Annotated in this window: 23 protein-coding genes; 2 read left to right on the top strand and 21 right to left on the bottom strand. The window is 40.9% G+C overall.

Going from position 1 to position 26,506, the window contains the following annotated elements; genetic code table 11:
* The first annotated feature begins 272 nt into the window (after window positions 1–272).
* Window positions 273–1,220 carry a P1 family peptidase gene (locus RTX25_RS03385; protein WP_312650511.1) on the top strand — a complete coding sequence of 316 codons (948 nt, stop codon included), beginning with the start codon at window positions 273–275 and terminating at the stop codon, window positions 1,218–1,220.
* A 275-nt stretch (window positions 1,221–1,495) separates the two neighbouring features.
* Here RTX25_RS03385 and RTX25_RS03380 read toward each other — a convergent pair whose 3' ends face one another.
* Entirely contained in the window at window positions 1,496–8,923 is a 7,428-nt protein-coding gene (locus tag RTX25_RS03380; protein WP_312650508.1) for a SpaA isopeptide-forming pilin-related protein, read from the bottom strand.
* A gap of 204 nt (window positions 8,924–9,127) precedes the next feature.
* Between RTX25_RS03380 and RTX25_RS03375 the strand changes: the two genes are divergently transcribed.
* Complete coding sequence (locus RTX25_RS03375) at window positions 9,128–10,723, top strand: helix-turn-helix domain-containing protein (protein ID WP_312650505.1); 1,596 nt, start codon at window positions 9,128–9,130, stop codon at window positions 10,721–10,723.
* 225 nt (window positions 10,724–10,948) lie between these two features.
* Here RTX25_RS03375 and RTX25_RS03370 read toward each other — a convergent pair whose 3' ends face one another.
* From RTX25_RS03370 to RTX25_RS03275, 20 genes are all read right to left on the bottom strand, one after another.
* A complete protein-coding gene (locus tag RTX25_RS03370; protein WP_312650502.1) occupies window positions 10,949–12,589 on the bottom strand; it encodes a Na/Pi cotransporter family protein in 1,641 nt (546 codons plus the stop codon).
* Window positions 12,590–12,790: 201 nt separating this feature from the next.
* Window positions 12,791–14,386 (bottom strand): Na/Pi cotransporter family protein, encoded by a 1,596-nt coding sequence (locus RTX25_RS03365; protein ID WP_312650684.1) that lies wholly within the window; start codon window positions 14,384–14,386, stop codon window positions 12,791–12,793.
* Between the two features lie 346 nt (window positions 14,387–14,732).
* Complete coding sequence (locus tag RTX25_RS03360; protein ID WP_312650499.1) at window positions 14,733–15,335, bottom strand: DUF1062 domain-containing protein; 603 nt, start codon at window positions 15,333–15,335, stop codon at window positions 14,733–14,735.
* 228 nt (window positions 15,336–15,563) lie between these two features.
* Window positions 15,564–15,836 (bottom strand): CD3324 family protein, encoded by a 273-nt coding sequence (locus RTX25_RS03355; protein WP_312650497.1) that lies wholly within the window; start codon window positions 15,834–15,836, stop codon window positions 15,564–15,566.
* Window positions 15,837–16,179: 343 nt separating this feature from the next.
* Window positions 16,180–16,572 carry a 30S ribosomal protein S9 gene (rpsI, locus tag RTX25_RS03350; RefSeq protein ID WP_312650494.1) on the bottom strand — a complete coding sequence of 131 codons (393 nt, stop codon included), beginning with the start codon at window positions 16,570–16,572 and terminating at the stop codon, window positions 16,180–16,182.
* A gap of 19 nt (window positions 16,573–16,591) precedes the next feature.
* A complete protein-coding gene (gene rplM, locus RTX25_RS03345) occupies window positions 16,592–17,026 on the bottom strand; it encodes a 50S ribosomal protein L13 (protein ID WP_312650491.1) in 435 nt (144 codons plus the stop codon).
* A gap of 323 nt (window positions 17,027–17,349) precedes the next feature.
* Window positions 17,350–18,483 carry a GGDEF domain-containing protein gene (locus RTX25_RS03340; protein WP_312650488.1) on the bottom strand — a complete coding sequence of 378 codons (1,134 nt, stop codon included), beginning with the start codon at window positions 18,481–18,483 and terminating at the stop codon, window positions 17,350–17,352.
* Between the two features lie 226 nt (window positions 18,484–18,709).
* Entirely contained in the window at window positions 18,710–19,462 is a 753-nt protein-coding gene (truA, locus tag RTX25_RS03335) for a tRNA pseudouridine(38-40) synthase TruA (RefSeq protein ID WP_312650485.1), read from the bottom strand.
* A gap of 71 nt (window positions 19,463–19,533) precedes the next feature.
* A complete protein-coding gene (locus tag RTX25_RS03330; protein WP_312650482.1) occupies window positions 19,534–20,349 on the bottom strand; it encodes an energy-coupling factor transporter transmembrane component T in 816 nt (271 codons plus the stop codon).
* Window positions 20,342–21,211, bottom strand: coding sequence for an energy-coupling factor transporter ATPase (locus tag RTX25_RS03325; RefSeq protein WP_312650479.1), 870 nt, complete (start codon window positions 21,209–21,211; stop codon window positions 20,342–20,344). Before RTX25_RS03325 ends, RTX25_RS03330 begins: the two co-directional genes overlap by 8 nt.
* Window positions 21,196–22,062 carry an energy-coupling factor transporter ATPase gene (locus RTX25_RS03320; RefSeq protein ID WP_397428511.1) on the bottom strand — a complete coding sequence of 289 codons (867 nt, stop codon included), beginning with the start codon at window positions 22,060–22,062 and terminating at the stop codon, window positions 21,196–21,198. Before RTX25_RS03320 ends, RTX25_RS03325 begins: the two co-directional genes overlap by 16 nt.
* A gap of 151 nt (window positions 22,063–22,213) precedes the next feature.
* Complete coding sequence (gene rplQ / locus RTX25_RS03315; protein WP_312650475.1) at window positions 22,214–22,555, bottom strand: 50S ribosomal protein L17; 342 nt, start codon at window positions 22,553–22,555, stop codon at window positions 22,214–22,216.
* A gap of 14 nt (window positions 22,556–22,569) precedes the next feature.
* On the bottom strand, window positions 22,570–23,517 hold the full coding sequence (locus tag RTX25_RS03310) for a DNA-directed RNA polymerase subunit alpha (protein WP_312650473.1): 948 nt from the start codon (window positions 23,515–23,517) through the stop codon (window positions 22,570–22,572).
* Between the two features lie 95 nt (window positions 23,518–23,612).
* On the bottom strand, window positions 23,613–24,014 hold the full coding sequence (gene rpsK, locus RTX25_RS03305) for a 30S ribosomal protein S11 (RefSeq protein WP_312650470.1): 402 nt from the start codon (window positions 24,012–24,014) through the stop codon (window positions 23,613–23,615).
* A 12-nt stretch (window positions 24,015–24,026) separates the two neighbouring features.
* A complete protein-coding gene (rpsM, locus tag RTX25_RS03300) occupies window positions 24,027–24,395 on the bottom strand; it encodes a 30S ribosomal protein S13 (protein WP_312650468.1) in 369 nt (122 codons plus the stop codon).
* Window positions 24,396–24,440: 45 nt separating this feature from the next.
* Window positions 24,441–24,554 carry a 50S ribosomal protein L36 gene (gene rpmJ / locus RTX25_RS03295; RefSeq protein ID WP_003373491.1) on the bottom strand — a complete coding sequence of 38 codons (114 nt, stop codon included), beginning with the start codon at window positions 24,552–24,554 and terminating at the stop codon, window positions 24,441–24,443.
* A gap of 18 nt (window positions 24,555–24,572) precedes the next feature.
* The gene (infA, locus tag RTX25_RS03290) at window positions 24,573–24,791 is read right to left on the bottom strand and encodes a translation initiation factor IF-1 (RefSeq protein WP_312650465.1); all 219 of its coding nucleotides are present in this window, start codon (window positions 24,789–24,791) and stop codon (window positions 24,573–24,575) included.
* Window positions 24,792–24,798: 7 nt separating this feature from the next.
* Window positions 24,799–25,071: an RNA-binding protein gene (locus RTX25_RS03285; RefSeq protein WP_312650463.1), complete on the bottom strand. Its 273-nt coding sequence runs from the start codon at window positions 25,069–25,071 to the stop codon at window positions 24,799–24,801.
* 15 nt (window positions 25,072–25,086) lie between these two features.
* Window positions 25,087–25,836, bottom strand: a complete 750-nt coding sequence (map, locus tag RTX25_RS03280; RefSeq protein ID WP_312650460.1) for a type I methionyl aminopeptidase — start codon at window positions 25,834–25,836, stop codon at window positions 25,087–25,089.
* Entirely contained in the window at window positions 25,833–26,483 is a 651-nt protein-coding gene (locus RTX25_RS03275) for an adenylate kinase (RefSeq protein ID WP_312650457.1), read from the bottom strand. The genes map and RTX25_RS03275 overlap by 4 nt, the downstream gene beginning before the upstream one ends.
* Window positions 26,484–26,506 lie beyond the last annotated feature (23 nt).

Genomic DNA, 26,506 nt, shown 5'->3' with positions numbered 1-26,506 from the left:
CATCCTTCATAAACATCCGATTATGAATCAAATCCTGCAATATTCCCTGTTTTTTTGCAATTACAACCGCCAACTTATTCACCAGGTACAGTCATAAATATTATATAATTTTTCGTATAATTGCATAAATATTCTTTAATTTATTTTTGTGAACTTTTAGAACTTCAATACTTCTTAAGAAATCCTTAACCGAAATCCTGAAAGTCTTTCTCCTCTGTCACCTCATGCTATGCTATGATGATAATAAAATACAGTGATCAGGAGGCTCATAAATGAAAATAATTGATATCAATGAAATTGAAGGGTTCCTTATCGGAAACAGCGAAGATCAGGAAGGCGGGACGGGATGCACCGTTATCATCGCAGAAAACGGTGCCGTTCCCGGAGTGGATGTAAGGGGCGGCGCGCCGGGAACAAGAGAAACGGATCTCATCCGTTCGGAGGAAATGATACAGGAAGTCAACGCTCTTCTTCTCTCAGGCGGAAGCGCATATGGCCTTGATGCAGCCTCCGGTGTCATGAAGTATCTGGAGGAGAAAGGTATGGGATTTGATACAGGTTTTGCCAAGGTGCCCATTGTCCCTGGTGCTGTGCTCTTTGATCTCGGCTACAAAGACTCTTCCAGAAGACCAGACAAAGAGATGGGCTACGATGCAAGCAAGAATGCCTATACCAGAAATTACAAAGATGGTTCATACGGCGCCGGGACAGGTGCTACAGTAGGAAAGATCCTCGGTCCAGCTTCATCGATGAAGTCCGGTATAGGATCCTACGCTGTAAAGATCGGTTCTCTTAAAATCGGAGCCATTGTGGCAGTGAACGCATTCGGCACCATCTATGAGGGTGAGAATGCTCTTGCAGGCCCCCTTATGTACAAGGTGGTGCAAAGTACCGAAGAAATGCTCTTCCAGGGTCTTGAGGCCAGTTTTAAAGGAAACACAACCATCGGGTGCATTCTGACCAATGCGAAGCTTGACAAGAGCCAGGCCAACAAGATCGCCAGCATGAGTCATGACGGCTACGCAAGAGCCATAAGACCGGTACATACCCTGGTCGATGGAGACACGATATTTGTTATGGCTAAGGGCGAGGAAATCTGTGACCTCAATATCCTCGGTTCACTGTCTGCCATGGTCATGGAAAAGGCCATCCATGCCGCAGTGAAATCTGCAACATGTGGCATACTCGAAACCTTCTCAAACCTCAATGCGGCTCATTAAGTTACACCTTACATCAATATTGTTATTCATCTGTTTTGAAAGAATTAAAAGAAACATCATTCTTCACAAAGAATGACCAGATCAAAATTACTGTGTTACCCATTGGACGAGTTTTCACCAAAACCAATGGCAAGACAGCTTAAGCTCTCCATTTACCCGGCTGCTTAAAAAGCATCCATTTTATCAGTGATGGTGCATGATCCGGGTACCAATAAAAAGAATGCAGACCGTTAAATAAAACGACTGCATTCTCTTTTTTTTGATTATTTTACAGGTTACACGATTCTTCTTTTTTTATGTTTGTTAAGAAATGTCAGACCACCTGTTATAAACAGAAGCCCCATTAATGTAAACAAAAACCCGGTATCCGCATCCCCTGCATTTGGCAGAGACTCAACAGACTCTTCCTCAGGCAATTCTTCATTAATCACTCTGATGAGAATCTCAGAAGGTCTTCCCTCATGTGATGCTGCAATCTCAAACGGATACACTTCATCACTTTCAAAATACCCCTTTGGTGCTCTAACTTCAACAAGAGTATATTTACCTTCAGCAATTCCTGAAATCATAATTTTACCGCTTTCATCACTGACAAGCTTTTCTCGGTAGGTTTTCCCCTCTACATCGAGGAGTTTAAATTCTGCATCAGCCAGCGGATTTCCTTTCCCGTCTACCTTTTCGATACGCAGAACGCCTCTGTAGTTTACAAAAACCCCAAGATCGATCTTTTCAGGTTTACCCATGGATAATCCTTCTATGGCGAAGTCCAGAGTTTCAGTATTTATGATATATCCTGCTGGTGCCTCTATTTCGTTTACACTATATTTTCCTGGCGCAAGATTTTCAGCCTTTACCATGCCTTCAACATCAGAAACAGCTCTCTCAACAAGATTGTTCTCTTCATCTCTGATCTCAAAATGTGCACCTTCAAGGACCATACCTGTCTCATCTGTCTTAATGAATTCCATGGTCCCCTTATGATTTTTTGCATTTCCCGCATAAATTGTGCTCGGCTCACCCTTTTCTTCTGGTGCAACGACAAACGCATAGATTGTCTGATCTAGGATATAACCTTCAGGTGATTTGATTTCAACCAGTGTGTATTTCCCTGGTCTCAGTTCATCAATGAATATCTTACCCTTTTCATCGGTTGTCCATTCACCCTTCTTCTCTCCATCCAGTTTAAGCTCAAATACCGCTCCTTCCAAAGGAATTCCTGATGCATCTGTCTTGGTGAGGATCACACTGCCCTGATAATTTATAAAATTACCCGCTGCAACTGTCCGAGGATTCCCCCCTTCCTCATCATTGATGATGAAAGAGCTGTTATCAAGATTTAGAATATATCCTTCCGGTGCTTCCACTTCAATTATCGTATATTCACCAGGTGCCAGATTTTCAACCATGACTTTCCCGGTATCGTCACTTATCAGGTCTTTGTACACGATATTTCCTTCTTCATCAGTTAGATTAAAGCGTGCACCTTGCATGGCTTCTCCACTTTCATTAACTTTAAACCACTCAGCTGATCCTTTGTAATTGATATAGCTTCCAGCATCAATGATTTCAGGTTCTCCATGACTCATATCCAAGATGGCAAAGGCCGCTTTTTCAAGATTTCGGATAAATCCTTCTGGCGCCTTTATTTCTTCAAAGAAATATTCGCCAGGATTAAGCTCTTCCGCAGAAACCATTCCATTTTCATCAGAATAAAGGCCTTCAATGACAATCTTGCCATATTTGTCAGTCACACGGAATTGAGCATCTTTTAATGGATTGCCCGATTCATCTGTCTTCATCAGCACAGCCTTACCCTTATAATTGATCAGATTTCCTGCTTCTACAGCTAGCGGTTCTCCATAAGCTTCTTCATTTATTTCGAAAGTTTTCACCATAAGATTTACGAGATAACCTTCAGGTGCATGCTTTTCTGCAAACCTGTATATTCCAGGAGAGAGATTAAGCGCGATTACCTTGCCCTCATCATCAGATCTGAGATCCGTAAGGATAAGATTGCCTTCTTCATCCTGAAGCTCAAATATTGCTCCTTCTAGTGGATTTCCATTGGCATCGACCTTCTCTAAAACAGCTGTACCTTTATAGTTTTTAAACTCTCCAGCAATTACGACTGCAGGTTCACCTCTATATTCAGTATCCACTGTAAAATGCATAGGCTCGTTATTTGTCACAAATCCTATGGGCGCTTTTACCTCAACGAATGTATATTCGCCTGGTACAAGGCCTGAAACGAGGATTGTTCCATTTTCATCAGTCTTTAAGCCTTCTACGATGACTAGTTCAGTTTCTTTTTCTTTCAGTTCAAACTCAGCACCCTCTAACTTGTCTCCAGACTCACTGACTTTAACAAACATAACCGACCCTTTATAGTTTACAGCTTCCACTGTTACCTGTTCAGGTTTACCTTCAGCAAATTCAGAAATGGTAAAGGCAATTTTTTCAGTATTCTTTATGTATCCTTCTGGTGCCTTTTCTTCCAGGAAATAGTAATTTCCAGAGGAAAGTTCATCCACAAAGACTTTTCCGTTTTCATCGGATTTCAGATTTTCTGCAACAGCTTCGTCCTTCTCAGTATATAGGGTAAACAATGCTCCCTCCAGGGGATGAGCATCTTTGTCCTTTTTGGTCAGTTCAACGCTGCCTTTATAGTTGATTAAGTTTCCGGCTTCAACTATTTCCGGCTTTCCTTCACTTTCGTTCTCAATAACAAAGTTGAGCGGCTCCTGATTCAGAATATAGCCCTCTGCAGATCCAACTTCTTTGAAGCTGTAGCGTCCAGGTACAAGTTCCGTTACCGTTACTCTTCCCTCTTCGTCGGATATCAGGCCAGTTCTAACTGTCTCTCCTTCTTGAGTGATTACTTCAAATGCAGCACCATTCAATGGATTGCCCTTTGAATCAGTCTTTACCATCACTGCTGATCCCTTGTAATTGATCGCATCACCAGCGTTGACGATTTCCGGCTTGCCTACGGTTTCACTGACTATTATAAATTTAATCGGTTCAGTGTTTCGGATGTATCCAACCGGTGCAGTCTTCTCCACAAATTCATAGTTTCCTGGTGAAAGTTCTGTGACCCTGATTTCACCTTTGAAATTCGTGGTATAGGCACCTTCAAGTATACGCTGCACCTGATCTCCCGATATTATTTCATATAGGTCAAACACGGCACCAGGCAAAAGATTTCCATTTTCACCCATTTTTTTCAGCACAGCAGATCCCTTATAGTTCTCTTTATGACCAGCTGTGACTATAACCGGCATACCTTCTGCGCTTGTTCCAATTTCAAAATCTATAGGCGTTGGTTCAAGTATATATCCTGAAGGCGCCTTGGTTTCGATGAAACTGTACTTTCCAGGCGCAAGTCCAGAGGCATAAACACGTCCATCTTCACCTGTTGTCATTCCTGTTTTTACATTATTATTTTGGTCATCGACGATTTTAAATTGTGCGCCTTCCAGCGGATTTCCTTTCTCATCAGCCTTAAACAGTCTGACCATACCTTCATAGTTCATAAACTGCTTAAGCTTAAAGGTCTGAGGTTTACCTAGAACACTCTCTGGAATTGTAAACTGAATCTCTTCAGTGTTTAGCAGGTAACCTTCTGGTGCAGAAATTTCTCTGACCTGATATGTCCCTGGTGCCAGATTATCAATGACTACAGCTCCACGTTCATCAGCAACCAGATTGGTTCTCACCCTTTCTTCACCACTGTATAAGTGAAAAACTGCACCCGGAAGATACTCTCCCTGCTCATTTACTTTGACAAACTCAGCTTTGCCTTTGTAGTTCACCACGTTTACCGTTGGGACGCTCTGTGTTCCATCTTCATTTATTCTAATCTCGAAAGTAAACTTTTCAGGATTCAGAATAAATCCTTCAGGTGATTTTGTTTCCTTCACATAATACTTTCCTTCATCAAGATCGAAAACACTCAGAAGTCCATTCACCGTTTTCAGGTCCTGACGGATCAGTGTTCCATCTTCTGCATAGAGATTAAAAACGGCTTCAGCACTGATCACTTTGCCAGATTCGTCTATTTTTCTTAGACTGATTTTTGACAGTGAATTAGCATAATCGAACAGCTTGAACTCATCTTGACTTGAATGGTTTAACGTCACTATAATTCCTTCTGCAAGAGGCTTGCTGATCACATACCTTTTAGGGGCTTGTATTTCCTTTAATAGATACTCACCACGCCTCAGACCCCCAAACCTCACAACTCCTTCTGTATCGGTTATCCCGGTCCTTAGAAGCTGCTTTCCGTCCTTTGTATAGAGGTTAAACAGAGCGCCTTCAAGGACTGCCTGAGGATTGCTTTCATCTGTTTTTCTGATGATCAGTCCTCCGCGGATACTTGTTCCACCGGCACCACCAGAATTCACATTCTTCACTTCACTGCTCGTATCACCATCTGTAATCTCTTCTGATGTGATTCCTTCAGCAGTATAGGCATTGGTAATTGCTTCTCCTTTACCGACCAGTGGATCAATATAAGAGCTGTACTCAAGAATATACGGATCATCAATATCATAGACAAAACTTAAAACAAAATCCTGTTTGCCTGTTTCATTATCGGTATTGATGACAAGACTGTAATCCGTTCCTTCAACAAGGAAATCAGTCGATTTTGTGACTGCACCATTTGTCTGCACCACCGCTCTATACAGTTTGAAGGTATCTTCAAGAAGAACTGAATTAAGGTCTGGATTGTCCTTCAATGTATATTCTTTGATCAGTGACTGGCTTCTGTTGATGTAAACTGTCCAGTCAACTCGTTCGTTGTAGAATCCTGTCTGTATTCCGGATTTGTGCACATATTCACCACCGTAGGGTATTGTCACTGTCGCTTCCAGCTTGAAGCTGTTTTTACCATTGGTAAACTCAGCTGTATTCTTCACCTTCGGATCTTGAATCCAGCCATTTAAAAACCTGGTTTTGAATCGGATACCCACTGATGTCTTTTCACCAATATGGGGATTAAGCAGACTTACTTCAAGCTTATATCCGTTGTCTGCTTCAGGATAAACCACAGTGTAACTGTCTTCATCGAGAAGCGCCTCACCGGTGATATTCCCCCTGTTGTCCACATTGTAACTGAATACTTCTAAATATTCCTCGACCAGCTCCTGGTTCTGAGGGATTGAATCTGAAATTTTATATCCATCTTCAATAGGCAGCCTTGCATAATTAGTATGAATACTCCAGGTAATTTCTTTGTCCCTCGCATTGTAGTTCCCGTTCTTCACGCCATTTGGACCAGTATAACCGGCTGGTCTTACAGTGATCGAACCGCTTTCGCTGCTATATTCCTTATCGCCTTCATTCCAGCTGATTTTTGCTTTATTCACATAAGACGCAGTACCGCCTGAATTTCTCTCAAAATGGGTCGTATAGGTCAAAGTCACAGGTTCATTCACAGAGCCGTTGAAACTTATGACAAATCCTCCTGATGATACCCCTGGAACAGGCGCAGTATAAACCAGCACGTAGTCAGTCCCTAAGAGATATGTTTTCTCTTTTCCTGTAATGATCAGCGTATCTTCTAGGAGTGTCAGTCCATCTCCTGTAAAGGTATCTGTCACCACAAGATTTTCCATGAGGTAACTGTTCTGATTAAGGAGAACTCTCCAGCCGATCTCTTTTTTGTTCACATCAGTGCCAGTAGAAGATTTGATGATGCCTCTTTGTGTCCAGCTTCCGCTGCTTCCGTCCTCTTTTCCTGTACCTGTTTCCACTTTATTGGTCAAGGATCCGCTGCCGTCAACGATACCCGAACCTTGTGAGCCAAGAATCCTTGTTTTGTATCTGATCTGATAGGCCTGGCGATCAATATCATTGGTGAAATTTAAGATAAACCCTGTACTTCCTCCCACCAGATTATATAGAGATGAATCGATAGGGGTGTCTGATACAATTGCATTTCCACTCTGGTTCATGGCGACAGGGTAAATCTCAAACTCGCTTAACTGAAACTTCATCTCAACGTTATTGTTTGCTGTCCATGTATCCGTTAGGAACGCTTCATCGGAATCAATATATTTCTCGTTGAAATTATAGTTGATGGTCCATTGAAACTCCTGTCTGGACCAGTCATAACTTGGATTCAGTTTATCAAGCGCTTTTCCATATCCACTGGATACGGTTGAAGCTGAAGTATAGCTTTTGCCACCACTAATTAACACAACATTGTTTTTAAAGGTCTGTGTTCCATCGAACCCTTCAGAAGGTTCAACAATTTCAGTGGTGTACTTGATTCTATAGGCTGCTGATTTCTCCTCTTCTGTAAGCCCATTAAATAAAATTGTAGGATTCCCGCTTTCGTCTATGCTTAATTCATACCGATTTCCTTCAAGAACTTCTCCCTCCGACCTTATACCACCTGATGTGACATCAAGTCTATAGACGATCAGACTGTCTTTTTTGAGGATCATATTTACAGGAATGACGTCTTTTACCGAAGTATTATCCAGTTTGTCTAGGGATGTATTGAGATCAATACTCCAGTATGCTTCACTGGAATTATATCCGTTGTTGTTGATGGTTCCATTTTTATTCAGCAGTGAACCACCTTTGGGTTTTACAGGGAATCTCATTTCAAAATCCGGATAGACTTCAAAACGGATTTCCTGAATGATGGTATCATCCATTTCACTCTCATCGAGCTTTACGGAGAACCAGAAATAACCTCTGACATCGTCCCCGTTGACACCTTCACCAAATTCAAACCTTACGGTTCCATCCAGCTGAACAAACCATTGCCCTATGGAACCCAGCTCCCCCATAATTCCGCTTACAGGTTTGAGTTCTTCTGGAAGCTTAAAAGTGAATGTGTCATAAGCTTTCACATCATGACCATCAATGAGGTCAAAATCAAAATATAGAAGCCCATAATTGTTTGGTACGTTTAAATCGTATGGTTTATCTGCAGAGTATATGTAGTCTTCTATATCATGCATCAGAGGGTCATAATCATTATCGAGAAAATAGATGTTGTTGAACTTGAACTGGTCCAGTCCAACCTCGGAGAACATGCCCAACGCCATGCTTCCTTCTAATTGCATGTCATTTAAGCCAATAGATCCCTTCGGTACTTCTACACCAAGACCCTCGTTCACTATATCGGTATCATTTTCACCATTCTTTTCTTCGGATATCTCGATTTCTTCTGTCTCTAGCTTTTCATCTTCTTGAATGATAACGTCAATAGTCTTAATGGTATCATCTATAGAGATCTGAAAAGTATGATTGCCTGCCGGAATTACGCCTACCGAAAGGACAACTTCCAACGAACCCTCTTTTCCCACTACGGAGGGATCAATGATCAGCTTGATCTCATTTCCTTTCAGTTCTATCCTTCCGGAAGGAATGCCCAGACCATCAGTAATTTTCATTTCCCCAGCCTCAATCATCAGCTCTTCAGGTAAACTGATAATTGTTTCATCTGCTGAGAGTTCTCCATCAGATGAATGAGACCAGTCAATCTGAAGCACAAGCGCCTCACCTGATTTGATTTCCATGGCATCCTCACCATTTTCTTGTAACAATAAAATTGACTCTACCACTATCCCTTTATGAACTGTACCTGCATCAGCAAATACACTAACAGGGATGGTAAAGACAAATTGCAGAAGCATGACTGCGGTCAAAAATACGGCACATAATTTTCGAGTAACAAGTTTCATTTTTTCCTCCTAAAGTCCATTTTCTTGATTTGATCATTTTACCAACGATTTGGATCACTGATTTCATAAATTTTAAATATGCTGATTAGATATCAGATCATTTAATATATAACCTTTACAAATTGATAATGATTCGCTATTAATCCATCTTACCAAATCGTTCCTGTTATGACTTCTCTATATTTACCTTGAGCAGTGCAAGAAATGGGATTTTGTAAGAAGGATTATGTTATAATTGAAATTAATGGTTTGTTAGTTTTTAGAGGACGGTGTGATATTATGTGGGAATTAATTCAGGTTAAAGATCAGATTAAGTATAAAATCATAAAGAATCTATTTCAGGCTAAAAAGCCTGTAACGATAGAAACACTTTCCATAGAAACTTCCTCATCTCAACGAAGTATTAAGAACTATCTTTCAGAGCTCAAAAGTACAGTGACTTCCCTTGGCGGTTCCATTGAAACATCAAACGATGGTATCCAGCTACATCTTCCATCAAATATCGGACTCGACCTATTTGAAAGACAGATGTTCAAAAATACACCTGGTTTAGTCCTTCTTGAACTCATATTTCATAATAACCACCTCTGCAGTACTGACCTGATTGATATGCTTTTTTTAAGTTCCTCTACCTTTAACAGGTTAATCCGTTCTCTTAAAGAAATACTCTCATCATATGGACTATCCATTGATCCCAACCCTTACCGTATAACTGGTGAAGAAATTCTAATCAGAAGATTTTATTCATCCTACTTCCAGGAAGCCTATTCGTCTTCAGAATGGCCCTTTGAAGAAATCTCCGAAAATAACGCAAATAAACTACTTCATGTGTTTTTAAGCAGTAGTGATATTGGAGAAACCTTCTATGAATACAGTTTATTTCGTATGCATTTCACCGTTAATTTCATACGTAACAAAAAAGGTTATTCAGTCATGGATGAACAATTCCCCTTTCATAATATTAAAGTTCAGCACAGTAGAATCAGCAGTGAACTTAAATTAATAATCTGCAATGCAGGTGTTGACTCTGAAGACACACAGTTATATGCAGATCAGATGGCTTACTGGAATATCTATTACTCACCAGCATTTTTTAAAGTTTATCTCAGCGAGAATCCTCATTACGGCAGAAGAATTTCGTCTATAGAAAAACCCATAAATGAGTTGGCCGATATTTTTGATCTTCCAGCTTTTGACAAAACAAATATTCTGAAAGATCTCGATACCTATCTTGAACTATATTGCAGGAATCCGAACAGAATAATTGCCAAAGATTACATCCTGTTCAAGCCTAGAGATTACTATCTTATAGAGATTTTTAAATGCTCTTATTTCTTTTTTTACGAAGAGGCAGAAGAAAAGATGAAATCAATCTGTATAGAGAGAGATTTAGAACCATGTGATCAACTTATCGAATCAATGATGCATATCCTGCTCACAAAATGGGAAGATCTTACAGCTACACTGTTTAAAAAATTCAGCATCTGCAAAGTACTTGTATATAGTCATCTCAATTACACTCATGCTGAAAATATTGTTAGTTCGCTTCATGCGAATACCAATCGAGTAATGGATATTGAAATTTACAAAGGGTCATCAATTTCTGAAAAACAACTTTCCAAATACAGTTTCGATATTCTCGTATCAAGCACCACCTTGTCGCTTGATATTCCGCAAAAGATTCAGTACCTGCACTACAAAATCCATGGCCCTTTTGTACAGCCTTTAGTCCTTCTGATTGATGAAATCGTAACTGAGAACAAACGCAATATCCATACATATATTCGCTCATTAACTTAGTCCTTAATAGGATACTGAATTATTCTAGAAGTCATCGACCCGTGAATTAATCCAACTACATGATTAAGTCTGTTGGGCACACTCGTTCACTCTTACTCGTTTCCGTATATTCATTACATTTCTCTTTTATAAATTATATCAACTATCTAGTCGTATTTCGCCCCAAGTGATCATCAACGCAAAAAATCGCAGTAAGGTGTTTCATCACCTTACTGCGATTTAATTCTAGGCTATTCCTTTACTGCCGATCTCAATCACGACTTTATCATAGTCAACTCCTGAAATGGTCTCAGCGATATTCACTGAGTGATCCCCGATTCTTTCTAGATTAGAAATGAGATCAAGGAAAAGTATTCCTGCGAGTGCAGTGCATTTTCCGGCATTCAGTCTTGAGATATGAGCATTACGATACTCTTTCTGAAGCTTGTCGATTTCTCTTTCGGTATCATTGATGGTATCAGCAATCACCGTATCGTTGTTTCTATAACTTTCGATGGCTGTTTTCATCGCCTTATCCGTATATCCGAAGATGTTTTCCAGCTCTATTTTCCCTTCGGGAGTAATTTCCGCATTTTTCTTGTTTCTTTCGGTTGCAAGTTCCATGATATTTTCAGCATGATCTCCGATTCTTTCGATATCGTTTATGACATGATAGGTATTTCCGATCCTCTTGAATTCATTGACATCAAGATCACTGCTGGACAGTTCCACCAGGAAGTTCGTGATGATCTCAGTGATTTCATTGATTCTCTCTTCATTTTTTATGACCAGGTCATGATGAGTGAGATCGTTGTTGATAAACGCTTCTATAGAAAGCTGAACATTCTTCCTCGCAAGTTCTGCAAGTTTCACCGTTTCAAGGATGACCTGACCTTCTGCAATGCTTGGGGTCTGAAGCAGTCTTCTGTCCAGTATTTCATTTGCAGCTTCAGCATCCTTACCGATAATTCCATTAGCGGCTTTTATGAGTGTTCCGGCAAAGGGAAGAAGAATAATGGTATTGGATACATTAAAGATCAGATGAATAAATGAAATCTGATACTTGATGCTTTCAGGCGCTATGGCAGTGACTATAGAAATCAGTATCGGTCCTAGAGGAAGGAAGATGATCGCTCCGGTCACATTGAACAGAAGATGGATGACAGCAGCTTTTTTTGCTGTCTTGTTTGCGGTAATGGAGGAGAGCAGTGCAGTGATACAGGTTCCGATATTTGCACCAAGAATGAGTGGAAAAGCGATCTGGATGGTAATGCTTCCAGTTGAAGTCAGTGCAACAAGTATACCTGTAGTTGCTGAACTTGACTGAATCAGCAGTGTGATTCCAAGTCCGACCAGAAGTCCGAGATACCATTTATTTCCTAACGAGATGATAAGATTTTTGAACACTTCCGAGTCTCTCAGCGGATACATGGCATCGCTCATAAGACTCATCCCCAGCATCATAATACCGAATCCAAGAATAATGGAAGATACATCTCTTCTCTTCTTTGCCTTCGAAAAGAGCATAAGAACCGATCCAGTAAACAGCAGTATAGGAACCAGAGCATCAATCTTCATTGATACCAGAAATGCAGTGACTGTCGTACCTATATTTGCACCCATGATAATCCCTGTAGCCTGTACAAGGTTAAGAAGGCCTGAATTGACAAACCCGACGACCATGACAGTTGTTGCCGAGCTTGACTGAATGATGGCAGTAACCAGTGCACCTATTCCCACTGCTTTTAACGGACTAGAAGTAACTTTTTCAAGGATGAACTTCAGCTTTGACCCTGCTGCATTTTCAAGTCCATCTCCCATCATTTTCATACCGTATAAAAAGAGTCCAAGCCCACCGAGTAATGCAATCAACATATTTATATCCATATCTTTCCTCCATTAGAAATCATCTATTTATTATCCTCGCTCATTCTACTCCCAATTGAACGTTAGAGGAATAGGTTGAACACCGAATTAACCTAGAATTAACGAGACCTGACTTTCAAAAAAACTGAAAATAAAAACACCTGATATCGTTAGATTTCAGGTGTTTTCCTAAAGGTTGTCTTAGACTTATAAGGGGTGTTATTAGTCTCTTTCTTTAATTTCTGCGACAGTATCCGCAATATTCTTGGAATGATCTCCTATTCTTTCAAGGTTTGAGATCAGATCAAGGAACAGAATCCCGGAAATCGCTGTACACCTTCCGGCATTCAGTCTTCGGATATGGGCATCACGGTATTCTTTCTGAAGCTCATCTATCCGTTTTTCTGCATGAATGACAGATATCGCTTTTTCCTTGTCGTTGTTTTTATAGCTTTCAATGGCGATATTCATTGCAAGATCTGTATAGTTGTATATGGCTCTGATTTCTTCCCGTGCTTCATCTGAAATGAAGGCATTCTTACGGCTTCTTTCCTGAGCAAGCTCCATGATATTTTCAGCATGGTCTCCCATTCTTTCGATATCATTGATTACATGATAGGTATCACCGATTCTTGCAAACTCATTGACATCCAGATCGCTTCCTGAAAGTTCCACAAGGAAATTTGTGATGATCTCAGTCACTTCATTGATTCTCTCTTCATTTTTATAGACAAGATCCTCATTCTTAAGGTCATCGTCTATGAAAGCCTCTGTCGCCATTCGGACATTTTCCTGTGCAAGTTCGGCAAGTTTTACAGTTTCAAGAATAACCTGTCCTTCAGCTATACTTGGTGTCTGAAGAAGTCTTCTGTCAAGAATTTCAGATACCTTATCATCTTCCTTACCGACCACCTTATTTGCTATTGTAATCAGAAGTCCGGAAAACGGAAGAAGAAGAAGTGTATTGGAAACATTGAAAATCAGATGAATGAATGAGATCTGAAGTTTAATACTCTCCGGTGAGATGACTGAAACCAGGTTGATGAGATATTTTCCCAGCGGGAGGAAGATGATCGCTCCGATGAGATTGAAAAGCAGATGAATGACCGCAGCTTTCTTTGCCATCTTGTTTGCTGTAATAGATGACAGAAGCGCTGTGATACAGGTACCGATGTTTGCACCCAATATAAAGGGAAATGCAACCTGTATGGTTATGCTTCCTGTAGTCGTTAGTGCAACAAGAACTCCCGTAGTCGCAGAACTTGACTGTACCACCAGAGTGATACCAAGACCGATGAGTATGCCAAGGTACCATTTGTTTCCTACAGCTACAATCAGATTCTTGAAGGATTCTGAATCTCTTAATGGATACATCGCATCACTCATAAGGCTCATACCCAACATAAGGATACCGAATCCCAGGAGGATACCGGCCACATCTCTTCTCTTTTTGGCTTTAGTAAAGAGATAGAGGAATGATCCTGCGAAAATAAGAATCGGAACTAAATTATCGATATTAAGTGAAACTAAAAATGCTGTTGTTGTGGTACCAATATTTGCACCCATAATTATTCCGGTTGCCTGTACAAGATTCAGAAGACCCGAATTGACAAACCCGATAACCATGACTGTAGTCGCAGAGCTAGACTGCATGAGTATGGTGACGATCGTACCTACCAGTACTGAACTGATCGGATTAGCCGTTACCTTATCCAGAATAAACTTGAGCTTTGAACCAGCTGCATTTTCCAGACCATCTCCCATCATCTTCATTCCATAAAGGAATAATCCAAGACCACCGAAGAGTGCAATGATCATATTAATATTCAAAAGAATACCTCCATTGAATTCGTATATTTCCTAGTTTATGATACCGCGAAATGCGGTTAATGTTAACTTAATGTTACTAAATTTAACATAGAATTAACCCTATTCCTGAAATTGTTTCATTTCTACCCATTTTTTACGAATTTCTTCTCTGAATACCATTTCATTATTACATAAATATAATCACGTGATGCTATATAGCAATATATTTTCTACCACTTCACAGGCATTATAATTCTTTTTGATCATTCTTTAAATACAATAAACCTCTCATAAATTATGAGAGGTTAGACGCTTCAGAATTCTTCAGTTTAACCTTATTTAACACGACTATGATTTAGGCTGGATCATCGAGCTCCCATCTAAGTTCTTCATGGATTTCAATCCTGATATGATGTCTCATCCTGCATTCTTCAACCGTGATAATGCCTGATTTTTCCAGCTCCTTTATTTTAGAACCCGATACCTTCAGTAATTCTCCTGCAACCTTTTCCTTGCGGATTTTTAGCATGCAGGTGTTATCAATCACCAGCAGATCATCTTTTTGAAAGAACTGACTATCGCCCTGCAAAGCACCGTCTTGTCGTATGAAACTGTATCTGATGGATGTCCAGTCGATCTCAGCTTTATTTCGCGAGAGAAACTGAGAATCGGTGCCGTACTTTAATGCCAGCTCAGAAGAGTTACTCAGAAACTTCTCGTATTCCTCACGCTCGATCGATTGCGGATTTCTCCTCTCATAGACTGTCAGATTAGTCGTATGCTTACAGTTCTCACACTGATAGATAAGCCAGATATCGATTTTTCTCCCGTTCGCATTGACCCGAAAACAGCTGGTGTTCAGGAACCCAGACTTTTTCCCGCATCCGGAACAGTTCCTGATGATTCTGAACGATTCATCGGGTGTGATTTTATATCCTATTTGTCTTGTATAGCTCATATTTGCATCTCCTATAAATTAATTCGGATCTGCAAAGTGCTATTACAACTTTTTAATTAAGATTCATCTGCAATAGCCTTTGCTATGCAGAGCATTCAGGTGTAGTCATAGTTAAGTCCTCCTGTTATTTTCTTCTTTTACTATAGAATATGAGTGCCTTAATATCCACCTTAAGGATTTTTACAAAAAAAGATGAGCCGGTACAGCTTAATGTACATGCTCAATTTATCAACCGTTATTCTTCATACGCAGAATGCGCTGAATACTCTTAATGGAAAGAAAGTATTTCTCTGCCAGATCCTTAACCGAATCACCTTTCGTGAAATCTCTGTAGATGCTTAGATTTCTCTCGTCAAGCTCTCTGCGTATCGCTGTTCCTTGTCCCCATTCTTTTCTTTCATTATCTTTCCTGGGGATATAGATGTTTTCTCCATCTACGTACTTCTGAATCAGCTCGATCAGCTCTCTTGGCAGTATCTGTTCTGCTCTCATATAGCTCATATTTGCCTCCTAAAAATTTAATGCTTTTTAGGTCAGCAGCAGCTATAACAATTCAATTCTGTAATTGCAGTAGCTGATGCTATGCAATAATAACTAATTTCCTCATAAAGGTGTCCTCCTGATTTTTTTGTGTTTACAGATTCTCTGATCTCCTGAAAATCACATTCAATGTAACTTCTTGCTAGTATTATATCAGAGAAATCAGAATTTTTCATCCGGCAGGACCTTATAGATTTTTATGACGATATATAGAGTCATCTTAATCCTTCAGAATAAATGACAGACACCCGAAAATAAAAACCCTGGAATCCTAAGATTCCAAGGTCTGCTTTTAATGCAAATATTATCTCTTTGAGAACTGTGGGCTCTTTCTAGCTTTCTTAAGACCGTACTTCTTTCTTTCCTTCATTCTAGGATCTCTAGTAAGGAATCCGGCTTTCTTAAGCTCACCTCTAAGGGTTTCATCAGCTTTAAGAAGCGCTCTGGAAATACCATGTCTGATTGCTCCAGCCTGTCCTGAAAGTCCACCACCGTGTACATTTACAAGAACATCATAGGAGTTCTTTGTGCTAGTTAAAACCAGCGGCTGATTAACAACAAGCATTAATGTCTCAAGACCGAAATAGTCCTTGATGTCTCTCTTGTTTATTGTCACTTCACCTGAACCAGGTACAAGTCTTACTCTTGCAACTGACTTCTTTCTTCTACCAGTGCCTATGTATTGAACTTTTGCCATTATTTTTTCCTCCTCCCGCTTAGTACTTCAGCTCTAGAACTTCTGGGTTCTGAGCGTCGTGAGGATGATTTTCTCCTCTGTACACTTTAAGTTTCTTTGCCTGAGCTCTTCCTAGCACACCCTTTGGAAGCATTCTTCTGACTGCTTCTGTGAATGCCAGTTCAGGCTTCTTAGCAAGTACTTCTCTATAAGGAGTTTCCTTAAGTCCACCTGGATACTGTGAATGATGTCTCATCATCTTCTGATCAAGTTTTTTACCTGTCAGTACAACCTTCTCTGCGTTGATGATGATAACAAAATCTCCTGTATCAACACTTGGTGTAAATATTGGCTTATTTTTTCCTCTTAAAATTGTTGCAACCTGGCTGGCTACTCTACCGAGAGGCTTTCCAGCTGCATCAATAACATACCATTTTGGCTGATATGTTCCTGGCTTTGCGTAATATGACTTCATTTTTTTCCTCCCGAAACTCCACAACTGGGGTTCCTATTAATTATTCATTCTTAGGTTTTACTCAATTGCGTGACCCGGGGCTAGTGGATCAACACAAGCATTTACAAACATAAATATTATAAGACAACCACCACTAGAAGTCAATAATATTCAATATCTTTTTCTGATACTCACCTATTATACACGATTTTCCCTTGGAATAAAAGGGTAATTTTCACGTTTTACACACTAATTCCAAATTATTGTCGTTGCACGGATTTTAACTACGGAATCATACTGAAATCTGAAATTCACCTGTGATTTTCCATCAGATTCTCAGCGCTTTACAGTGCTTTTTCCTGATGAATCGCCTTTTTTTTTTTGATGTATTCTTTATGGGCATACATTCTGTGATCCACCAGATTGTAGAGTTCATCCAGCGTAACTGTATCCTCATACCTCTGATACCCGAAACTGAATTCGAGTGTGCTCACCACTTCATCCTCTTCAGCAAGAATCCGCTCAGCCAGTTCTTCAATCAGTCCATCGATATCGTCATAACGGCCTTCTACAATGACTGCAAATTCATCTCCTCCAAGTCTTGAAACAAAGCCTCTCCGTTCGAAGGTCTTTTTCAGTGCCTGTCCGAAAGAAATGAGCACCTCATCGCCCTTACTGTGCCCATATGTGTCATTGATCTGCTTGAAATTGTTGAGATCAAATAATGCGACACCAAAAGACTTTCTGATCTGTGTGAAATAATTCAGCTGGCTTTCATAGTTCTTACGGTTATACAGCTTTGTCAGATAATCTTCTTCAGAAGGTGTCGTTTCCAGGAAGATATAAATAATCAGTAGACCGATGACAATTGATGTCCACGAAAAATGGAGCTTTGAATCAAAAAGCTGAACCACCATTCCGATGATTGGTGCCAGAAAACACAGAATGAAGATCCGGGATTCGGTCCTTGTTGTCAGATTCCTGTTTCTGATGATGAAATACAGCATATAGATATATATTCCGGCAAGAAGAAAATAATGCAGGTCTTTATAATCTCCGCTGATGTAGCTGTTGATCACGGGATCAACCTTAAAGTAGATTGGATAGAAAAGATTCACGACAAGAATCATCAGGGTGAACAATGCACCGTGCTGATAGTAGAGTTTCGCACGGACCCTTCCGGGATGCCTGAACGTTCGCAAATCGATATAGGAGAGCAGAAGCCCGCCGATAACCGGTCCGATGAGAAAGAGAATGAAATTGGTACTGTATTCAAGCAGAAAGGCACCCCTGAAAAGCATCCGGTCAAAAATCCAGGTCAAGGGCTCCATGATGATGGAAATCGCAGTCGCGACGATGATGACCTGAAGGAGCTTGCTGCTGAAGGTCACCACTTTAGAATGCCTGACAAAGAGATAGAGACTGAAAAGAATAAAAAGCGCAAAAATATTGATCTGAAACTGTACAAAATAATCCATGATTCAACTCCTGTTGTCAAACCTATCCGCATGCAGATCCCTCAGTGTCACAAAGAGTCAGCACTTCACAATCTCACGCATAAATTCGTTTTAATGTAAGGATATCAAAACAATTGCACTTTATCAATAATAATTATCAATTAGCTATAAGTTTTTTACATCTGGCCTGATTCATTTCATAGAAATAAAGCAAAACGCTGAGAGATCAGTATCCATCTCACAGCATCTACTCGATCAGAAGGTCCTCTTCATCATAATACACTTTTTCAAGATACAGTCCCCAAGGCGGCAGCACCATAGATTTTCCTCTTTCTTTTGTCTCAAGAATTTGCCTGATCTCCTCACCACTTACTCTGCCAAGTCCGGCGTCAAGAAGCGTTCCCGCTATGATTCTTGCCATATTATATAGAAACCCCGACGCTGTGATATATAAGGTCAGAAATTCGCCTTCCTCTGAAACGATGATCTTTCTCATATCTTTCACAGGATTAGGGTCACTACTGCCCACCGATCTGAAACCCGTGAAATCATGTACTCCGATGAATGCGTCAGCCGCTTCTTGCATAAGACGAAGATCCAGCTCGTTTCTCACGAGATATGCATAGTTCCGATGAAGAGCCGAGGGCTGACTTCTTCTCAGGAATCTGTAAGCGTACGTTTTTCCTCTGGCATGAAACCTCGCATTGAACTCTTCAGCAACCTCAATCGAGCTCTGCGCTTTAAGATCTTCGGGAAGATACTGATTGAGCGCGACAGCAATTTTAGCGGGCGGAATGCTGCTTTTGGTCCTGAACGTCACAGGATAGAATTTTGCATGGACTCCGGCATCTGTTCTTGATGACCCTGATATATTGATGTCCTCTTTAAGAAGATGAAAAAGTGCTTTTTCCAGTTCACCCTGAACTGTCCTCTCCTCCTTCTGTCTCTGATATCCATGAAAATGGGTACCATCATATTCTATATAAAGCAGTATATTCATGGAAGCCCTCCTTTTACTTTTTATTCCATGAGAGACCATTCCCTTTACGGAAATGGTCTCTCATTCATCTTCTAGAAAATATTTGTATATCTCAGACTGAAGGTAATGGCGATGAGCAGGAATATGATGAGAAATGCGCCGATGTCGCGTCTCTCGTATTTCAGCTGCTTCATTCTCGTTCTTCCTTCTCCGCCTCTGTAGCTTCTAGCTTCCATAGCCATTGCCAGCTCTTCGGCTCTTCTGAAGGAAGAGATGAACAGCGGAACAAGTAGCGGTATAAGGCTCTTGGCTTTCTTGATGATGTTCGGAGAATCAAAATCTGCTCCTCTAGCCATCTGAGCCTTCATGATCTTATCTGTCTCATCCATGAGCGTTGGGATGAATCTTAAGGCGATGCTCATCATCATAGCCAGCTCATGGGCAGGAACACCGATCTTCTTGAAAGGCTTTAAAAGGCTTTCGATACCATCAGTGAGCTCAATGGGCGATGTGGTCAGAGTAAGAATTGAAGTACCCATGATGAGGAACACCAAACGGAAGGTCATAAACAGCGCCTGATAGATCCCTTCCCTGTAGATCCTGAAAATCCAGAAATCAAGGACCAGTGTATCCGGAGTACCTTTTGTCACAAACATATTGAGAAAAGCCGTGAAAAGGATGAGTACGAATACAGGCTTAACCCCTTTATACAGATACTTCGGTGAAAGCCTGGCCACTCTCACCATAAGGAGAATGAATCCAAGAATCAGTACGTATGCGGTAAAATTCTGTACAAGGAACAGATTGACGATGAACAGGATGGAAACCAGTATCTTTGTTCTGGGGTCCAGTTTATGAATAAAGGAGTCTCCAGGGATATACTGTCCGATGGTGATATTCTTAATCATTCTTCTGTCCTCCCTTGGTAAGATATTTCCTGATTTCTTCTTTCGCTTCGCGAACAGTGAAGATATCCTCTCTTACGGGGATTCCCTTTTCTCTGAGCGCCCTCATGAGATAGGTGATCTGAGGCGCACCAAGGCCAACCTCTTCCAGCATCTCAATCTTCGTGAATACCTCTCTTGGTGTTCCTTTCATGATCACCTTGGCGTCACTCATGACGATGACCTCTTCAGCGATTTCCGCCACGTCTTCCATGGAATGGGTGACGAGGATGACGGTATGCTTATATTCTTCATGGAGCAACCTGATCTGATTCAGGATGGCATCTCTACCTCTTGGGTCAAGTCCAGCTATAGGCTCATCAAGAATCAGCACTTTAGGCTCCATGGCCACAACCCCAGCAATGGCTACCCTTCTCTTCTGTCCCCCTGAAATTTCAAACGGGGAAAGATCCTTGTACTTTTCATAATCAAGTCCCACCATAAGCATGGCACGCTTTACGCGCACCAGAACTTCCTCCTCGCTGAGTCCCAGATTATGAGGACCGAACGCGATGTCTTTTTCTATGGTTTCTTCAAAAAGCTGATATTCGGGGTACTGGAAAACCAGTCCCACTTTTTTTCTGATTTCACTCATGACGGTTTTCTTGTCGGTAATATCTATCCCATCTACGATGATCTTACCTGATGTGGGTTTAAGAAGACCATTAAGGTGCTGAATGAGGGTTGATTTACCTGAACCGGTATGACCGATCAGCGCATAAAACTTTCCTTCTTCCAGTTCCAGATTGATATTGTCCAGAGCGATGGTTTCGAAAGGCGTTTTAGGCATATATACATGGGTCAGATTTTCTATTTTAATTGACATATTGCCTCCACCATATCTTCGATATTCAGTATGCCTTCTTCAAGGTGAACGCCATCTTTGATGAGTTCATGGGCAAGTTCTGTAACCTGAGGAACATCCAGTCCGATGGATTTCAGAAGTTCCACATTCTTGAATACATTCTGAGGAGTATCATCGATGATGACCTTTCCTTCCTCCATAACAACAATTCTGTCTCCCTGCACAGCTTCTTCCATGAAATGTGTGATATGGACAATGGTGATATTGTATTCCCTGTTCAGTTCCTTAATGGTCTTCATGACCTCAGCTCTTCCCGATGGGTCCAGCATGGCTGTAGGCTCGTCAAGGATGATGATCTTAGGCCTCATGGCGATGATCCCTGCAATGGCCACTCTCTGCTTCTGACCGCCTGAGAGAAGGTGTGGAGCATGCTTCCTGAAGTCATACATGTTGACTTCCCTTAGAGACTGATCCACTCTTTTTCTGATCTCGATCGGATCTACACCCAGATTTTCCGGACCGAAAGCCACATCCTCTTCAACAACCGTCGCAACCATCTGGTTGTCCGGATTCTGAAAGACCATACCGGCTCTCTTACGCACTTCCCAGGTATTCTCAGGATCGGTCGCATCGATGGAGTCGATGTATATTTTGCCTCCAGTTGGAAGGAGGAGTGCATTCATATGTTTTGCAAAGGTGGATTTGCCTGAGCCGTTATGGCCGAGAACAACGACAAATTCGCCTTCTTTGACGGTGATATTGATCCCGTTTAGGGAATACTCTTTTTCGCCTTCAGGACCATCATCATAATAATGGGTAAGGTCCACTGCTCTGATCATTTCTTTATCATGGGGGTTATTATTCTGCTGCATATTGATCCTCCTAAGATAAGCACTAAAGGCATATCACCTGATGACTTTACTACTTATCAATGTAATCTTATCATAATTAAGGAAAAAAGGGACTAAGTTTCCTTAATCCCCTTACTTCACTAAAAAGGGAAGTCAAGCTTCCTCTTTAATATTAAACCAGTTCCAGTATTGCCTTCTCGGCACCGTCGCCTCTTCTTGGGCCTGCCTTGTAGATTCTGGTGTAACCACCGTTTCTTTCAGCATACTTAGGTGCGATATTGTCAAACAGGTTCTTTACAACCTCTTCTTCATGTACATAGCTCAGTACCTGTCTTCTTGCGTGAAGGTCTCCTCTTTTTGCAAGAGTGATCATCTTCTCTGCAATGTTCTTAGTTTCCTTAGCTCTGTAGAATGTAGTTTCTATTCTACCATGCTTTAAAAAGTTTGTAACAAGACTTCTAAGCATAGCAGTTCTCTGGTCGGTTGGACGACCAAGCTTTCTTAATGTAGCCATTTAACTTACCTCCTTTACTCGTCAGTGGACTTTAAGGATAAATCCAAGTCCTTTAACTTTCTCTCGACTTCTTCAAGAGATTTTTTTCCTAGATTCCTTACCTTCATCATATCATCCATGGTCTTTTCTGTCAGCTCATGAACGGTATTGATACCTGCTCTCTTCAAGCAGTTATAGGATCTGACGGATAGATCCAGTTCCTCGATGGTCATCTCCAGAACCTTTTCTTTCTTGTCATCTTCCTTCTCAATCATGACTTCAACATCGTTGGCATGATTGGTCAGTGTCATGAACAGCTTAAAGTGCTCAATAAGTACTTTTGCAGCAAGACTTATGGCCTCTTCTGTCAAAATGGTACCATTGGTCCATATCTCAAGAGTCAACTTGTCATAGTCTGTGACCTGACCGACTCTTGTGTTATCCACTGTGAAATTAACTCTCTTCACAGGGGTATATATTGAATCCATTGGGATTGTGGATAATGCCAGAGCTTCTGATTTGTTTCTCATCTGAGAAACATAACCTCTTCCTCTGTCCACATTGATTTCAATATATAGCTTAGCATCCTCTTCAAGAGTGGCGATATAAAGATCCTTATTGATGATCTCCACATCTCCATCAGTCTTGATGTCTCCAGCTGTGATTTCGCCAGGTCCCTTAGCATCGATATAGATTTTTCTTGGACCTTCTCCATTCATTTTGATGAATAATCCCTTAAGGTTAAGAATAAGCTCTGTTACGTCTTCTCTTACTCCTGGGACTACTGAAAACTCATGAAGCACACCATCAATTTTCACTGATGTCGGTGCGACACCTGGTAGTGAGGATAAAAGCATTCTTCTCAATGCATTACCTAAAGTAATTCCATAGCCTCTTTCTAGTGGTTCTACTACGAACTTACCATAGGTTCCATCTTCGCTTGTTTCTACACACTGAATTTTTGGCTTTTCGATTTCAAACATTTATTAAACCCTCCTAAAGAATATTGGCAACTAATCTCGAGGGCAACTGATTCTTAAGGTCCCAGATCTGTCGTCCAGGTAACTTAGAACTTAAATTATACTCTTCTTCTCTTTGGAGGTCTGCATCCGTTATGTGGGATTGGTGTGACATCCTTGATAAGTGTAACTTCAAGTCCTGCAGCCTGCAGTGATCTGATAGCTGCTTCTCTACCTGAACCAGGTCCCTTAACGTAAACTTCAACACTCTTTAAGCCGTGCTCCATGGCTGCCTTAGCTGCTGTTTCTGCCGCCATCTGTGAAGCATATGGAGTACTCTTTCTTGAACCTCTGAATCCTAGTGATCCTGAGCTTGACCAGGAAAGAGCGTTACCTGCTGCATCTGTGATGGTAATGATTGAATTGTTGAAAGTTGACTGAATATGAGCTTGCCCATGTTCAATGTTCTTTCTTTCTCTTCTTCTTCTTACTACTCTTTTTGTATTCTTAGCTGCTGCCATTGTCTTCCCTCCTTACTTCTTCTTGTTTGCTATGGTCTTCTTAGGACCCTTTCTTGTTCTAGCATTAGTCTTAGTCTTTTGTCCTCTTACAGGAAGACCCTTTCTGTGTCTGATTCCTCTGTAGCATCCAATTTCAACGAGTCTCTTGATGTTAAGAGCGATTTCTCTTCTAAGGTCACCTTCGACCTTGATATTCTTAACGATGTACTCTCTGATTGCATTAACGTCTTCTTCTGAAAGATCCTTTACTCTGATGTCACCATTGACACCTGTTTCCTTGAGGATGTTCTTTGCAGTAGATAAACCGATGCCATAAATGTATGTAAGACCTACTTCAACTCTTTTTGCCTTTGGCAGGTCAACACCTGATATTCTTGCCATTAAACTCTACACCTCCTGGTATAATTTGAAAAAATTTACTTATTATTAGCCCTGCTTTTGCTTGTGCTTAGGGTTTTCACAAATGACCATAACCCTACCTTTTCTCTTAATGACTTTGCACTTTTCGCAAATAGGCTTAACTGATGGTCTAACTTTCATCTCGCTAACCCTCCTTAATTACTTTGCTCTCCAGGTTATACGTCCCTTTGACAGGTCGTATGGACTCAATTCAAGAGTCACTCTGTCCCCTGGAAGAATTCTGATAAAGTTCATTCTTAACTTTCCTGAGAGATGTGCATTTATGACGTGACCGCTTTCCAGTTCCACCACAAATTGTGCGTTGGGAAGTGATTCTTTGACCACACCCTGCATCTCTATAACATCTTCTTTTGACATAAGGTAATCATACCTCCTTTGCCTCAAGCGTCAGACGCTCGAATATATTTTTTAAGCATTGTTCCTCTTGATGGATAATTCCCTGAATTATTTCATCCTCTGCTTTTGTAATAATACAAAGATGTTTTTTGCTTTTTCTTTTCTGTCTTTTAAAATCAAACTTCTTTCCGTCAATCAAGGCTACAAAATAGGGGTCGATGCCCTTCTCAATGATGTAGTACTTCCCGCTGTCTCTGCCTTTTTTTGATTTTACAATCAGTCCGATCAAATCTTTGTCCAATTACTCAACTCCCGTTTAAACAAGTGTCGTGATCACAGGTCCATCCTCTGTAATAATTACCGTGTTTTCATACTGAGCAGACAGTTTACCGTCTCGTGTTACAGCTGTCCAGTTGTCTTCCAGTACTTTTACATGATAAGTACCAAGATTAGCCATGGGTTCGATGGCTAGTGCCATACCTGCCCTAAGCTTTGGACCCTTATGTGCTACGCCATAGTTAGGAATACTTGGACCTTCATGGAGGTCTCTCCCGATACCGTGACCGGTGAAATCTCTAACTACACTCAGACCGTTCGATTCCAAGTGTTCTTGTATGGCACTTGATATGTCGCCCAGTCTCTGGTCGACTCGTGCCTGTTCTACGCCCTTGAAAAAGCTCTCTTCAGTAATTCTTATGAGTCTCTCCGCTTCTTCGCTGACTTTACCGACCTTAAAGGTTCTGGCAGCATCACCATGATATCCGTTCAGTAATGCACCGCAGTCAACGGTTATGATGTCCCCTTCTTTAAGAATGATATCCTTACTGGGTATGCCATGCACAACCACCTCATTAACAGAAGCACATATGGAACCCGGAAATCCGTTGTAATTCTTGAAAGATGGAATTGCTCCATGTTTCATTATAAATTCTTCACAGATTTTGTCCAGTGCCAATGTCGAAATCCCTGGTCTAACAGTTTTTTCCATGAGATTCAGGGTTTCTCCGACCAGCCTTCCGGCTGCCTTCATGAGCTCGATTTCCCTCTCGTTTTTGATTATGATCATTTGTTGTCTCCTAATATTCCGATGATTTCCTCAAAGACTTCATTGATCGCCTTTGTTCCATCCACTGCCTTAAGGATTCCTTTTCGTTCATAGTAATCTATAAGGGGTGAAGTCTGGAAATCATAGATCTCAAGTCTTTCCTGTACCGTTTCCTTGGTATCGTCTTTTCTCTGGATCAGTTTCGATCCGCAGTCATCACAGATACCTTTGATCATCGGTGGATTGAACTCCAGATGATAGGAGGCACCGCAGCTGGGGCAAACCCTTCTGCCGGTCATCCTCTTGATAATAAACTCTCTGGGAACCTTGATGAGCAGTGCCACTTCTATGGCTTCATGATCCTCTGCCAAAAGCTCTTCCAAGACTTCGGCCTGATTTATGGTTCTTGGAAATCCGTCAAGCAAAAATCCATTCTTGGTGTCTTGTTCTTTCAGTCTGCTCTTTACTAGGTTGATGGTTACATTGTCTGGAACGAGGAGTCCCTTATCCATATAACTTTTGGCCAATATTCCAAGTTCTGTACCTTCCGTAATGTTCTTTCTGAAGATGTCTCCAGTAGAAATATGAGGAATGACATACTTGTTGCTGATCGACTGTGCCTGAGTGCCTTTTCCGGCACCAGGAGGACCCAATAAAATAATTCTCAACGGTATCATCTCCAAATAATTTT

It is taken from the genome of Proteiniclasticum sp., assembly GCF_032054185.1.
GTDB lineage: Bacteria > Bacillota > Clostridia > Clostridiales > Clostridiaceae > Proteiniclasticum.
Note: the sequence above shows the minus strand (reverse complement) of the source record. Positions and strands in the feature narration are given on the sequence as shown.

Bases quoted from the DNA above. Each gene is read 5' to 3' on its own strand.
- RTX25_RS03385 (WP_312650511.1), top strand. From the start codon at position 273: ATGAAAATAATTGATATCAATGAAATTGAAGGGTTCCTTATCGGAAAC.
- RTX25_RS03380 (WP_312650508.1), bottom strand. From the start codon at position 8,923: ATGAAACTTGTTACTCGAAAATTATGTGCCGTATTTTTGACCGCAGTC.
- RTX25_RS03375 (WP_312650505.1), top strand. From the start codon at position 9,128: ATGGGATTTTGTAAGAAGGATTATGTTATAATTGAAATTAATGGTTTG.
- RTX25_RS03370 (WP_312650502.1), bottom strand. From the start codon at position 12,589: ATGGATATAAATATGTTGATTGCATTACTCGGTGGGCTTGGACTCTTT.
- RTX25_RS03365 (WP_312650684.1), bottom strand. From the start codon at position 14,386: ATGATCATTGCACTCTTCGGTGGTCTTGGATTATTCCTTTATGGAATG.
- RTX25_RS03360 (WP_312650499.1), bottom strand. From the start codon at position 15,335: ATGAGCTATACAAGACAAATAGGATATAAAATCACACCCGATGAATCG.
- RTX25_RS03355 (WP_312650497.1), bottom strand. From the start codon at position 15,836: ATGAGCTATATGAGAGCAGAACAGATACTGCCAAGAGAGCTGATCGAG.
- rpsI (WP_312650494.1), bottom strand. From the start codon at position 16,572: ATGGCAAAAGTTCAATACATAGGCACTGGTAGAAGAAAGAAGTCAGTT.
- rplM (WP_312650491.1), bottom strand. From the start codon at position 17,026: ATGAAGTCATATTACGCAAAGCCAGGAACATATCAGCCAAAATGGTAT.
- RTX25_RS03340 (WP_312650488.1), bottom strand. From the start codon at position 18,483: ATGGATTATTTTGTACAGTTTCAGATCAATATTTTTGCGCTTTTTATT.
- truA (WP_312650485.1), bottom strand. From the start codon at position 19,462: ATGAATATACTGCTTTATATAGAATATGATGGTACCCATTTTCATGGA.
- RTX25_RS03330 (WP_312650482.1), bottom strand. From the start codon at position 20,349: ATGATTAAGAATATCACCATCGGACAGTATATCCCTGGAGACTCCTTT.
- RTX25_RS03325 (WP_312650479.1), bottom strand. From the start codon at position 21,211: ATGTCAATTAAAATAGAAAATCTGACCCATGTATATATGCCTAAAACG.
- RTX25_RS03320 (WP_397428511.1), bottom strand. From the start codon at position 22,062: ATGCAGCAGAATAATAACCCCCATGATAAAGAAATGATCAGAGCAGTG.
- rplQ (WP_312650475.1), bottom strand. From the start codon at position 22,555: ATGGCTACATTAAGAAAGCTTGGTCGTCCAACCGACCAGAGAACTGCT.
- RTX25_RS03310 (WP_312650473.1), bottom strand. From the start codon at position 23,517: ATGTTTGAAATCGAAAAGCCAAAAATTCAGTGTGTAGAAACAAGCGAA.
- rpsK (WP_312650470.1), bottom strand. From the start codon at position 24,014: ATGGCAGCAGCTAAGAATACAAAAAGAGTAGTAAGAAGAAGAAGAGAA.
- rpsM (WP_312650468.1), bottom strand. From the start codon at position 24,395: ATGGCAAGAATATCAGGTGTTGACCTGCCAAAGGCAAAAAGAGTTGAA.
- rpmJ (WP_003373491.1), bottom strand. From the start codon at position 24,554: ATGAAAGTTAGACCATCAGTTAAGCCTATTTGCGAAAAGTGCAAAGTC.
- infA (WP_312650465.1), bottom strand. From the start codon at position 24,791: ATGTCAAAAGAAGATGTTATAGAGATGCAGGGTGTGGTCAAAGAATCA.
- map (WP_312650460.1), bottom strand. From the start codon at position 25,836: ATGATCATAATCAAAAACGAGAGGGAAATCGAGCTCATGAAGGCAGCC.